Origin of the sequence: Streptomyces spinosisporus (genome assembly GCF_022698145.1) — a bacterium.
GTDB lineage: Bacteria > Actinomycetota > Actinomycetes > Streptomycetales > Streptomycetaceae > Streptomyces > Streptomyces spinosisporus.
In genome coordinates, this window is the sequence record NZ_JALDAX010000003.1 from 481,071 (window position 1) to 493,757 (window position 12,687).

At 74.2% G+C, this 12,687-nt stretch carries 6 protein-coding genes; 3 read left to right on the top strand and 3 right to left on the bottom strand.

The window, feature by feature from the left end; all coding sequences use genetic code 11:
• The first annotated feature begins 258 nt into the window (after positions 1 to 258).
• Positions 259 to 3,054, top strand: coding sequence for a helix-turn-helix transcriptional regulator (locus MQN93_RS10420; RefSeq protein ID WP_242709232.1), 2,796 nt, complete (start codon positions 259 to 261; stop codon positions 3,052 to 3,054).
• Here MQN93_RS10420 and MQN93_RS10425 read toward each other — a convergent pair.
• Complete coding sequence (locus MQN93_RS10425; RefSeq protein ID WP_242709233.1) at positions 3,051 to 8,207, bottom strand: hypothetical protein; 5,157 nt, start codon at positions 8,205 to 8,207, stop codon at positions 3,051 to 3,053. The two genes, MQN93_RS10420 and MQN93_RS10425, sit on opposite strands and share 4 nt — an antisense overlap.
• 199 nt (positions 8,208 to 8,406) lie before the next feature.
• Here MQN93_RS10425 and MQN93_RS10430 point away from each other — a divergent pair, with 199 nt between their 5' ends.
• On the top strand, positions 8,407 to 9,588 hold the full coding sequence (locus MQN93_RS10430) for a helix-turn-helix domain-containing protein (protein ID WP_242709234.1): 1,182 nt from the start codon (positions 8,407 to 8,409) through the stop codon (positions 9,586 to 9,588).
• 165 nt (positions 9,589 to 9,753) lie between these two features.
• The gene (locus MQN93_RS10435; RefSeq protein WP_278190564.1) at positions 9,754 to 10,308 is read left to right on the top strand and encodes a hypothetical protein; all 555 of its coding nucleotides are present in this window, start codon (positions 9,754 to 9,756) and stop codon (positions 10,306 to 10,308) included.
• A 171-nt stretch (positions 10,309 to 10,479) separates the two neighbouring features.
• On the opposite strand, the gene MQN93_RS10440 is transcribed toward MQN93_RS10435, so the two are convergent.
• Complete coding sequence (locus tag MQN93_RS10440) at positions 10,480 to 10,899, bottom strand: TOBE domain-containing protein (protein ID WP_242709235.1); 420 nt, start codon at positions 10,897 to 10,899, stop codon at positions 10,480 to 10,482.
• Between the two features lie 108 nt (positions 10,900 to 11,007).
• Complete coding sequence (locus tag MQN93_RS10445; protein WP_242709236.1) at positions 11,008 to 12,624, bottom strand: AMP-binding protein; 1,617 nt, start codon at positions 12,622 to 12,624, stop codon at positions 11,008 to 11,010.
• Positions 12,625 to 12,687: the final 63 nt, after the last annotated feature.

Sequence of the window (12,687 nt, forward strand, 5' to 3'; positions counted from 1 at the left end):
ATGTCCATGTGCCGTCCACCTCGGTGGGGCCGGTGACAGGTGTGCGCTGTTCACACTCGTGTGGCGAGAGGGACGGAGGCAATCGTGGAGCACCACGACAGACACCACGAGATCCGCGGTACGACCACCACGACCGTGCCGGGCGGTGCGGTTCCCGGATGGCCGGTTCCGGTCGCCGTGGGACTTGTCACGCCACCGCGGGGCGGCCGGGGTCGTCCTCGACAGCGGTACACGTCATGTCCGAGCCAGGAGGCACAGATGTCCGAAGCGCCGCCCGAGCAGCCGCGCGAACACCGCGACGCCGTCGCGCTGCTGGCGGACGCCGCCGCCCGCGCCCGGTCCGGCGCGGGCGGCCTGGTGCTGCTGCGCGGGGCCACCGGCACGGGCCGCACCACGGTTCTGGAGAGCGTGGCGCAGGACGCCGCCGCGCACGGCATGCGCGTGCTGCGCGCCCGCTGCGCCCCGGCCGACACCACGGTGCCCTTCTCCGCCGTACTCCAACTCCTCAACCGATTACCGGACTTCGCGCCCCCCGACGCACTACCGCGGGGCAGTGAACGCGAAACCGGTACGTGGCTACGGCGGTTGCTGCACGAGCACGCCGACACCGCACCCCTGCTGCTCGCCGTCGACGACGTCCACCTCGCCGACGCACCCTCCTACCGCTGGCTGGTGGAGACCGCCCGCAACGTCGACCTCTCCGCCCTGCCCATCCTGCTGGCCGTCGCCGAACGCAGCCAGTACGACATCGACCCGCCCGCCCCGGGTTTCAGCCACACCCTGTCGCCCGCCCTCCTGCACACCCACACCCTCGCCCCCCTCACCGCGCAGTCGGCGGCCGCACTGGTGCGCGCCGAGTTCCCCGGCGCCCCCGGCCCCTGGGTCGCCGACTGCGTACGGGCCGCCGGAGGCAGCCCCCTCCTGCTGCGCGCGCTCCTCGACGACCTGGGCGGACCCGTGGACCGCCCGGTCGTGCCCGAGACGTCCGCGGCCCTCTACCCGGGCGGGTACCCGGCCGCCGTCTCGTGGTGGCTGGACAGCGCGGGCCCCGGTACGACGGAGGTCGCACGCGCCCTCGCCGCGCTCGACGAGGGGTGGGAGCGGGGCGGCGGCGTCCTCGGCCGGCCCGCCGAGGACCTCGGGGGACTGCTCGCCGAACTGGCCGGGGCCGATCCCGCACGGGTGGCGGGCTGGCTCACCGCCATGACCGGGCTCGGCCTGCTGCGCCCCGACCCGCGCGGCCGACCGCGCTACGCCCACCCCCTGCTGCGCGACGCGGTGCTCACCGGCGTCCCCGTGACCCGGCGGCGGGCCGCACACCGCGCCGCCGCCGAGGCGATGCTGCACCGGGGCGCCCCCACCGAGACCGTCGCCCGCCAACTCCTGCTGTCCGACCCGGTGGACGACCTGTGGGCGTCATCGGTCCTCCAGGACGGCGCCTCGCTCGCCCTGCGCGACGACCGCCCCGACGACGCCGTCGCCTATCTGCGCCGGGCCCTCGACGAGCCGCTGCACGACACCCGCCGCCAGCGGCTGCTGACCGAGCTGGGCTCCCTGGAGGTCGCGGGCCGCACGTCCTCGGCCGGTATCCCGCGGCTCACCGAGGCGCTGCGGCTGCCCGGCACCCCGCAGGACCGGGTGCGGGCCGCGCTGGCCCTCGGCACCGCGCTCGCCGGGCGCGGGAAGGCCCGCGCGGCGGTGGAGGTGCTGCGCACGGTGGACGAGGAACTCGCCGGTCACCCCGATCTCGCCGGCACCCTGCAGAGCGCCTCCGCGCTGCTGTCCGACCAGGACCAGACCGTCCGCCGGGAGGTGTACCGCCGGATCTCCGACACCGCCGAACACACGCCGGAACTGGTCGGCCCGGCCACCCGCGCCCTGCTCGTGCGCTACGCCGCCACCGCCGGGCTGACCTCGGCCGCCGAGGCGATGCAGCGGGTGCGCACCCTGCTCGCCGAACCGGCCGACCCGCTGACCGAGCCGTTCCTGGTCGGCACGGCCGCCGCGATCGCCCAGTGGGCCGACGAGCTCGACGAGGCGGAACGGCTCGTGGAACGCGGCCTGGCGGGCCAGCGCCCCGGCCTGCTGCACCCCATGCACCAGGCCCTCCTCAACACCCGCGCCGACATCGCGGCGGCTCGCGGCGCGTACGGCCGACTGCCGTCCGAGCCGCCCCTGCCGCCCGTCACCGGCCCCTCCAACGAGCACGCGCACACCCTGATCGCGCTGGTGGAGTGCGACCGCAGGGCCGAGGCCCGCCGCCTCGCGGACGGCTTCGACCTGTACGAGGCGCCCGACTCCTGGGAGTTGAACCGGTTCCTGTACGCACGGGGGGTACAGCGAGCCGCCGACGGCGACCGGGCCGCCGCCCTGCACGACTTCCTGGAGTGCGGCCGCCGCCAGTCGGCCCGGGACGTGGTCAGCCCGGTCGTCACACCGTGGCGCACCGCCGCCGCCGAGTGCCTCCTCGCGCTCGGCGACCCGCGGAAGGCGCTCCAACTGGCGGAGGAGGAGCTGCGGTTGGCCCGTGAATGGGGCACGCCCCGCACCGTGGGCCGCGCCCTGCGCACCCTGGCCACCGCCACCGGCGGCCGCCGCGGACGGGAACTGGCCGAGGAGGCCGTACGACTGCTGCGGGACGCCCCGGCCGCCACGGAGCCGGAACTGGTGGCAGCGCTCATCGCGCAGGGCCGCCTGCTGACCGCTGCCGGGGAGAGCGCGCGGGCCCGCGAGTGTCTGCGCGACGCGGCCGAACGCGCCGAACGGCTGGGCGCGTTGCGCCTGCGCACCCTCGCCGGGGACGCCCTGCGCGAGGGCGGCGCCCGCCGCCCCACCCTCGTCCGCACCGGCTCCGGCTCCCTCACCGGCAGCGAACTGCGCATCGCCCAGCTCGCCGCCGACGGCCGCACCAACACCGAGATCGCGGGCCTGCTGCACCTGGCCCGCCGCACCGTGGAGACCCATCTCACCAGCACGTACAAGAAGTTGGGCATACGACGCCGGGGCGAGCTGCGCGAGGCGCTGGGCGCGGGCGGGGTGACGGCCGCGGGCTAACTCGTGGGCGGGGGCGGCGGCGCGACGGTCGCCGCCGTGCCCAGATGGTTGTCCGGGTCCTGGAGCACGGCACCCTGCGTGGCCAGCATCCGCCGGACCACCGGCTCCGGCATCCGGATCACCACCGGCCTGGTGAGAGTGGTCTCGCGTTCCGCCGTGGCACCGCGGCCGCCGCGCACCCGGTTGCTCACCCGGGCCACCGCCTTCACATCCAGCGTGAACTGCACCAGGACCGACCTCATCTTCGGTTTGTGCAGCGGCGTCGAACCGGCGGAGTTCGCGGCGGCGTCCGTCGCGCCGCCCGAGCCGCCGGCGTTGGCCATCAGCTGGTTGAGCCGGAACTCGTCGGCGTTCAGCAGCCCCGCGCCCGCGAGCCCCCGCCCCTGCCTGCCGTGGTCGGCCGAACTCTGGCCGTCCGTCTGGGTGGGCCGCGGCGCCTCCAGATGGCTCTGGCCCACCGTCTCGAAGGTCATCTTGTCGCCGACGCCCAGCACCCGGCCCTCCCGCAGCCGGGCGTGCAGCGAGGCGCGCAGGTCCTGGCCCTCCGCGCCGGAGGCGTGCACCGGCGGCAGATCGATCCCGGCAGAGGTGAGCAGCGGCAGCGCGGCGATCATCCACTCGGTCGACACGGCCTCGTTCAGGGCGTACGCCGCGGCCTGCCCCTTGTCGCGGAAGCGGTCGCCGCCGCCCGCCTGCCGGACCGCGGACGCCATCAACTCCCGTACCTGGGTGATGCCTTGGAAGCCGTTGACCTGCGCCTCCATCGGCAGCCGCACACCGGCCGCACGCCAGGCGCCGAGTCCGGACGGCCCGAGTCCGGCCGGTCCGCTCGCGGCCGCCGGGGCCGGGGCCGCGGCGGGGACGGTCGGCGCGACCACCCTGCCGAGCGCCTCCAGGTCCTTCTTGAGGACGCGATGGGTCAGCGCCGTCCTGCGGTCGTCCATCAGGGCGAGCCCCACCCGCTTGCCGCCCTTGAACAGTTCCAGGCTCGCCCGGATCGGTACGCGCATCCTCGCCGACGGCGCCGCACCCGCCTCCGCGACCGTCTTCATGCCGAGCTGCCCCCGGCTCGCGGAGCCGCCGCGCCGCGAGGCACCGGACGCGTAACCGACGCCCGCGGCGCCGCCGGTGCTCTTCAACTGGCCCGTCCCGCCCTCGGGTTTGCCCGATCCGGCGAGGACGCCCTCGACGCCGGTCTGCGCCCCCTGGTCGTGGGCGGCGGCGCTCTGCGAGACGGCGGAGGTGATGTACTCCATGTCCCGGCCGTCCGTCGCGTCGCCCGCGTGGGTGGCGTCGCCCGTGCGGACGATCCTGAACACGGCCCAGTACGGCGTCCTGCGGCCGTCGAGCAGTTCGACGGTGACCCCGCCGTCCATCGCACCGGACAGCAGCCCCATGGAGCCGTCCCGGTCCAGGACGCGCAGCAGCCGCTGCACGTTGTCGTTGCGGTCCTTGAGCTGCTGCCGCGGCAGCAGGTCGTCGGCGACGTCCTGCCGGCCCTGCCGCACCAGGTCCGCGCGCAGCCGGCCCAGCAGCGGGACGAAGTCCGGCAGGTCCTCGATCATCCCGAAGCCGAGCGCGGCGTCTGCCTTCAGGGTGGGACCGGCCGCAGACACAGTGGACGAACCGGCCGCAGACGCACCTGCCTTGGAGGCACCGGCCGCAGACGCACCTGCCTTGGAGGCACCGGCCGCCCGCTCCTGGGCCATGCGGGAGCTCTCCGCCCGGCTCTCGCCCGGCCCCCGCGACGAGCCCGCCGTGGTGGCCGCCGGCTCCTCGTCCAGGCCCAGTTGCCGTCTGATCCGCGGCGGCAGCTGCGCCTCCGTCAGCCAGACGCCCGCCGCGGCCGGGAGGGTCCGGGCGCCCTTGGCGACGTAGGGGCCGCCGCCGGTGACCTTGACCTCCGCGACCATGTTCACCAGCACGTCGCACTGGACCAGATACAGGGGCGCCTTCTTCGGGGTGTGGGCGTTGCGCTCGACCGTGCCGGACACCGCGGACGCCCGGCTGTCGCCCGTGCCGCTGGTCCGGGACGCCGACAGCCCCTGGCCGGTGCGCCACTCGGCGCCGTTCTCCGACCCGGTGGCGCCGAACTGCACCGTGCTCGTGGTGCCCTGCCCGGACTGCCCGGCCGACTGGTGCCCGCCCAGCACGAAGGTCTCCGTGCCGGGGCCCGCGCCCTGGTGCAGGAACCTGGGGTTGGCGAGGGCGAGCCGGATGCCGACCGCGCCGTTGAGAGCCGCGAGACGGCGCGGGTAGCGCAGGTTCTTCACCACCCAGCCGGACGACACGGCCTGCCGCAGCGCCCCCTGGATCGCCCGCTCGCCCAGCCGCTCCTCCAGCGCCTGCAGCGGCGCGAGCCCCTCCGACTCCAGCGCGGTGTCCCGGTGCGCACCCTTGTTGCGTGCGGCCGCCCGGGCCAGCAGCTCGCGGGCGAGGGCCCGTACGGGCTCCCCGTCGACGGTCTCCACCAGCTGCCAGTCCTTCAGCACCCGCCCGGCGGACGGCCTCGGGGTGATCGCGGCCAGGTCGCCGATGCCCTCGGCGGCGAAGTCGTGGTCGGGCGCCGCGGGCGCTGCCCTGCGGGCCCCGACCACCGCGTCCAGCCGGTCCTTGCCCGCCCGGTCGAGCGTGAACTCCGTCGGCGTGAGCAGCCGTACGTCCTGCTCCGGCAGGGTCAGCCCGCCCAGCAGGGCGGACTCCGGCGCGTCCTGCCCGGGGGAGCCGGGGGTGAGCGTGCGGGCCAGCTTGCGCTGCCGGGACGTCATCGTGACGTCCACGTCGAGCCGCAGGGGCGCCGAGAACGCGGCGGCCGACTCGGAGCCGTTGGTCACGACGTCCGAACGGCCGGTGGGACCGGCCTGGTTGCGGCGGTTCCCGGTGCTGTGCCGCTCGTAGCGCGCCGACGCGGTCAGCGCACCGGGGATCAGCCGGGCCTGGCCGAGCACCAGACCGCCGATCGAACGCGAACTGCTGCGCCCGCTCTGTGAGTTGCTCGTGACGCCGGAGTGGGCGCGCACCAGCCAGTCCTTGATGTCGCCCTGGTAGGAGCTGTCGCCCAGTTCGCCCCGGACCCGCAACTGTACGTCGTGGGAGTGCATCGCCGTCTTGCGGCGCAGCCGGACCGTGACGCCGGTGGACAGCAACTGGTCCTTGTTGACCCGCAGGTTGGTCTCCGACAGGGCGGTCATCAGCTCGCGGTGGTTGCGCCGCTGGGCCTCGGCCTCCTCGGCGCTGGTGCGGGCGGCGGGCGCGGTGGCGCCGAAGGCGGGCAGATAGCCCGCGAGCCTCGGGTCGGTGGCGAACATCTCGCACACGGCCCGCACCATGGGTCCGGTGTCGAGTTGGCTGAGCACGACGTTGGAGCCCTTGCCGCCGTAGGCGAGATGGCGCTCGACGTCCGTCTCCTCGCCGTTCTCGTCGGTCCGCTTCGGCTTCTTCGTGAAGTCCCCGGCCTCCATGCCCGGCGGCAGCGGCAGCCCGAGGCTCTGCGCCTCGTCGGCCCGCAGGCTGATCCACACCTTCATCGTGTGGGTGGCGACCCGGCGCCCGGGATTCAGGACCATCTCCGCCGACCGCGGGCCCGTGCCCTCCGCGGTGAACTGCACCGTCCCGTGGTAAAGCGCCTTCTCGCCCCGGACCTCGGCGCCCTGCCGGCTGGAGACGCTCTGCTCCGTCGCCGTGAAGCGCGCCTTGCGGGCGGCCGCGACGGGCATGGCGGTGCCCCGCACGACGGCCGCGTTCCCGGCCGCCCCGACGCCGATGGCCGGACCCACACCCGCCGTGACCGCCCGGCCCTTGCCCGCGCTCTCCGTGACCGAGGTCTGCGCCTGCTGATGGGTGCGCAGCTGGGTCTTTCCGGTGCCCCAGGCGGGGGAGAGGCCGGTGAGCGTCGCGTGCAGCCGGTAACTGCCCGCCGTCTTCCCGTCCTTGGACTGCAGATCCTCGCCGACCACACCGTCCCGCAGCAGCCGGGGCATGTCCTCCAGGACCGTCGCGGTCGAGGTCGCCTCGTAGAGCCGGGCCAGCCCCGGCGCGCCCGGCGCCGTCAGGGAGGGATGCAGCACGGAGCGCACCGCGTCGAACAGGCCCCGGCCGCCCTGGTGCGGGGCGGCGTTGTCGGTCACCGCGAGCGGGGCCATCGAGTCGGCGAGCGAGACCCGCGCGGGAGTGGGGTCACCGGCGGCGAACGGCGTCGGCGCGGCCGGTGTCGTGGTACCGGCCGGGACCAGATGCTCGGTCGGCACGCGCTGGGTGAGCGAACCGGAGGCGCGCAGCAGCTCCGGCGGCTGCTCGGTGCCGTGCTTCCTGAGCCGTACGAGGTAGCGCACCTTGCGCGTCACCTCGACCGAGCCCTTGTCGCTGCGCAGCACACGCGGCTCGGCCACATTGCGCTGACTGCGCGACTCCCGGGAGGACTGCCAGGGCTGGGCGCTGCCACTGGCCGCCCCGCCCAGCCACAGCGCGGGCGCCACCGGCGCCAGCCCGAAGACCAGGCCGCCCGCCCCCTTGCTGGACGACGAACCGGCGGTGGTGCTCGTGGTGGCCGCGGTGTTGTGCTGGACGTCGACCTTGGTGTCCTTGCCCTCGGCGTCGTTGTCCAGGCCCACCTTCGGAGCCCCGTACGGGTCCGAAGGGGCCTCCTGAAGCAGGTCGTTCGGATGGAACACGGGCGGCCGGTCGTCGGGCGCCGGGGCGATGGAGACGGTGACGTCCCACCAGTCCTTGCCCTTGGTGCCCTCGACGGCGAAGGCGCGGCCCTGCCCGAAGAACGTCTCGGGGCGCCCGGCCAGTTCGGCCGCGATGTCGGAGACGGTGCCCCCGCCGTGCCCGACCACCGCGGCCACCGCGTTCTTCACGAACTCGTGCCCGGTCAGCCCGTACGCCGTCGACAGCCCTCCCGCCGCCAGATCCATCAGATACGGCGGCAGCACCAGCCCCTGGATCCGCTCGTCGACGCCGGGCAGCGGAGCGAACGGGCGTGCCGCCCCCGGCCGTTGGCCGCCCGGCCGCAGCGCCCTGGCGGTGGCGGCGTTGCCGGCGGAGTTCTGGAAGGCGAGCACCGGGTGGGCCGGACCCGCGCCACGGGGCACCCGGGGCGTCCCCTTCGCGTCGCCGCTCCTGCCGTCCCCTGACCTCTTCTGCGTCCGCACAGACCTCAACGTAACCAGCGAGAACGCGGCCCGGAGTCTCTCCCGCAACTCCGGCCCCTCTTGCCGTCGTCGAGTCACCCAGGCGCCGACCGCGGTACATCCGGCGGTCATGCAACGCCTCGAATTTGTGGACGTTACCGACCGGTTGGGGCACCGTGTACTCCGCTGCCGTACGGCGCCGATCAGTGGAGGTATGTGCGTGACCGAGCTACGGACTGCCGGGTCCCGCTATGCGCGGGAACTCACCGATCTGCTGCAGACCCTCAAGGGCCGGGCGGACTGCAGTTACGAGGCACTGGCGCGCCGGGCGGGGGTGAGCGGTTCCACCCTGCACCGCTACTGCTCGGGCGCCGGCGTCCCCAACGACTTCGACCCCCTCGCCCGGTTCGGCAAGGCCTGCGGGGCCGATCAGCACGAACTCCTGGAACTGCACCGGCTCTGGGTGCTCGTGGACGCCGGGCGAAGACGCGGAACGGTCCGGGCGGAACCGGCCCGGGGCGCACGCCCGGCCGAGCAGTCGGCGTCGCCCACGGCCAGAGCGACGGTGGCCGCCACAGTGACGCCCGCAGAGACGCCCACGGCCTCGGGTGAACCCGAGGTGACGAAGACCCCGGCCCCGTCACCCGGCAGCGAGGCCGAACCACCCCGCCCGCCCCACCGCCCCCGACTGCCGCATCTGCTCCGTCTGCGCCGTCTGCCGCGTCCGCGGCGATGGCTCCTCGTCCTCGTGGCCCTGCTCGCCGTCGGTGCGACCGTGATGGGCGCCGCCCTCCTCACCGACGACCGTCCGGCGGGTGCCGACGACGCGGCGGGCCGTCCCCTCCTGACGGACAAGTGCCGGTTCGTGGCCATGGGACACCAGGACTCCTGCGTCCGTGAACTCCAACTCCGGCTCAAACAGGCCGGACTCGACCTCGAGGTCGACGGCGCCTTCGGGCCCATCACGCAGATGCGTGTCGTCGTCTTCCAGGTCCTCGCCGGGCTGGAGGCCAACGGATCGGTCGACGACAGGACCAAACGCGCCCTCTACGCCGGCCACGTCAAGGCCCACCCATGGTCGCCCGCCCGGGTCGACCGGAGGGTGCGCGAGGTCTTCACCGAGGACCCTGACCGCGCCAGTGGCATCGCCGAGTGCGCCTCGAACCTCGACCCGCTCTACAGCCTGGGCAACACCAACGGCACCCGGAACTGGGGCGTCTTCCAGCTCTACGACGGCACCCTGCGCCAACTCGGCGGCACCCCGCGCAAGGCCTTCGACCCGGAGTGGAACATCCGGGCCGCCCACCGCCTGTGGGCCCGCACCCACGACTTCCGCGCCTGGCCGTCGTGCGACAAGGCGTACGAGGCGGGAGCCGCCACGGCTTCGCAGAAGCAGCCGTAGCCCCGCCCCCGTCCCATCCTCCGTCCCATCCCGTCCCGTCACCGCAGGTGGGAAGGGGTGAGACAGCCCGCTGTCCCGATGTCGCGCAGATCATTGGCCGCGCAGCCCGGGGCTGACATCGTCCTGTGCGCCGCTTCCACCGGGCGGCGTGGCCGCGCCGAGCACATGTGTCCCCAACCAGCGAAGGAGACCCAGGACGTGAACACCAAGACCAAGCTCGCCGCCGCCCTGGGCGGCGCGGTCCTCGCCCTCGCCCTCCCGGCCGCCGGCACCACGGCCTGGGCAGCCCCCGCCGCCTCGACGGCCGCCGTGACCAAACTGAGCCAGGCGGACGCCGCGAACCGGCTCCGCAGCGCGGGAGTCGCCTGGAGATCCAGCGGCAACTGCACCGACCGCAACAACCCCACCTGCACGTCCTTCGAGCAGATCAACCTGGCGACCGTGCAGGGCGCCATCACGCTGAAGAACGCCAGCGGCTGCGCGACCACCATCACCGGCGGCACCGAGACGGGGCACGCCTCCGGCACGTACAGCCACTGGAACGGCTACAAGCTCGACTTCGACCCCACCACGTGCCTGAGCAACTACATCACCGGCACGTTCACCTACATCGGCCCGCGCGCGGGCGACGGCGCCCCGCAGTACCGGGCCGCCTCCGGGAACATCTACGCCCGCGAGAGCAACCACTGGGACGTCCTCTTCTACTCCTGCGGCTGCTGAGCCCCGCACCGGCCGGCTCGCCCCCAGAACGGCCGCGGCTTCGTCCACACCGGGCCCCGCCTCCCGGGACGACACCCCCCACCCGCGGCCCCACGCCGCCCGCCGGGCCCCCCTCGGCGGGCGGCGCGGCAGTCCCCGTACCGCTCACACGTCCCGGTGCAGGTCAGGCCGTCACACGGTCGCGAGGGACACCTCGGTCGACTTGATCAGGGCGACGACCGGCGAACCGGCCGAGAGGCCCAGGTCGGCGACCGCGTCCCTGGTGATCGCGGCGGTCAGTTCGCCCCCGTCGACCGTGACCCTGACCGCGGCCATGGCGCCACCCGCGGCGACCTCACGGACCGTGCCGGGCAGCTGGTTGCGGATGGACAGGCCCTCCACGCGCGCGCTCGCGAGCGCGACCTCGGTGGACTTCACCAGGGCGCGCACGGCCGAACCCTGTGCGAGCCCCAGCTCCTGGACCGCGTCCACGGTGATCGCGGCGGTGAGCTCCTGGCCGCCGTCGAGGCGCACCCTCACGGTCGCCATGGCCTCCCCGGCGGTGACGGAGGTGACGGTGCCGGGAATCTGGTTCCGGATGCTCAGGCTCATGTCGGGACGCCTCACAGGAGTGGGAAAAGGGGCGGAATGCCGGGCTTTGTGCCGACTGTGCGACACAACCTAGCCAATTCCGCCACGCCCGTTGCGCGCCTGCGCGCGTCAGTCGCCCGTGTCCGCCTCCTCCCGGAGCCGTCCCGCCGCGTACTCCTCCCGCAGCACGTTCTTGCGGATCTTGCCGGACCCGGTCAGCGGGAAGTCCTCGACGAACACCCAGGTGCGAGGGGTCTTGTGCGGGGCGAGATGGGCGCGGACGTGATCGAAGAGCTCCTTCTCGGCGACCGTACGAGCGGGGGCGCGGCGGATGAAGGCGGCGACCCGTTCGCCCCAGACGGGGTCGGGGACGCCGACGACGGCGACCTCGGCGACGGCGGGGTGTTCGGCCAGGACCTGCTCGATCTCGCGCGGATAGATGTTCTCGCCGCCGCGGATGATCATGTCCTTGAGCCGTCCCTCGATACGGCAGTAGCCGCGCTCGTCCATCGACGCGAGGTCCCCGGTGTGCAGCCAGCCGTCGTCGTCGACCGCCGCGGCGGTGTCGGCCGGGGCGTCAAGGTAGCCGGTCATGACGTGGTAGCCGCGGGTGCACAGTTCACCGGTGACACCGTTCGGGACGACCGTGCCGGCCGCGTCCACGATCTTCACCTCGGACAGCGGCAGCGGCCTGCCGACCGTGTGGGCACGGTCCTCGGGGGTGTCGTCGAGCCGCGTGATGGTGATCCCCGGGGAGGCCTCGGTCTGGGCGTAGATGATGCACATCGGCACGCCGAAGGTGTCCTCGACCCGGCGGACCAGCTCGGGCGGGACCGACGCACCGCCGGACAGCACGTACCGCAGGGACGAGAGGTCGGTGCGGGAGAGCGCGGGGTGTTCGAGCATGGCGATGAGCATGGTCGGCACCCCGCCCATCACCACGCACCGTTCGGACTCGGTGAGTTCGAGCATCAGCCCCGGCTCGAAGTACGGCGGCAGGACCTGGGTGCCGAGGCTCGCGATCGACGAGAGGGTGGCCAGCACACAGCCCGCCGTGTGGAACAGCGGCATCGGATTGAGCTGCGCCTCGCCCGGCCGCAGCCCGAAGGTGCGGACATAGGCCAGCCGTGCGTTGTTGGTGATGCCGCGATGGTGCAGCACCACGCCCTTCGGCACGCCGGTCGTGCCCGAGGTGTACTGGATCTGGGCCGGCGACGAGCCGTCCGCCTCGGGCAGCTCCCGCCCCGGCGAGCCCTCGGCGCAGAACTCCACCCAGTCCTCGAACAGCACACTCGTGCGCAGATCGGGCAGGTCCTCACGGATGCCGTCCAGGGTCCGGGCCATCGGGTTGCCGCGGTACTCCCGGCGCAGAAAGACGCCCGCCGCCCGGGAATGGCCGAGCACATGCCGCAACTCGGCCTCGCGCAGCGCCGGATTGACCGTGACGAGCGTGATGTCCGCGAGGGCCGCGGCGAGTTCGAGGATCACCCACTCCGGGATGTTGTTCGCCCACACCGCCACCCGCTCGCCCGGCGAGAACCGGCCGAGCAGGGCCCGGGCCGCGCGCTCCGCCTCGTCGAGCAGTTCGGCGTACGTCCACCGCCGCCGCCCGGCGGGGTCCGGCACACCCTCGACCAGTGCGAGCGCGTCCGGCGCCTGCTCGGCCGCGCCGCGCAGCAGGGATCCGACGGTCTCGTCCAGCAGTTCCTCGCCGGGCTCGCCCGTCCGGTACGACGTGCCCACCATGTCAGCCCCCCGGTCTCCGGCGTGCCGTGGTCGGTCGGCCACGGCGCCAGTATCCCGGACCCG

Excerpts from the sequence above, each read along its gene's own strand:
- MQN93_RS10440 (WP_242709235.1), bottom strand. The coding sequence starts at position 10,899 with ATGAGCCTGAGCATCCGGAACCAGATTCCCGGCACCGTCACCTCCGTC.
- MQN93_RS10435 (WP_278190564.1), top strand. The coding sequence starts at position 9,754 with ATGTGTCCCCAACCAGCGAAGGAGACCCAGGACGTGAACACCAAGACC.
- MQN93_RS10420 (WP_242709232.1), top strand. The coding sequence starts at position 259 with ATGTCCGAAGCGCCGCCCGAGCAGCCGCGCGAACACCGCGACGCCGTC.
- MQN93_RS10445 (WP_242709236.1), bottom strand. The coding sequence starts at position 12,624 with ATGGTGGGCACGTCGTACCGGACGGGCGAGCCCGGCGAGGAACTGCTG.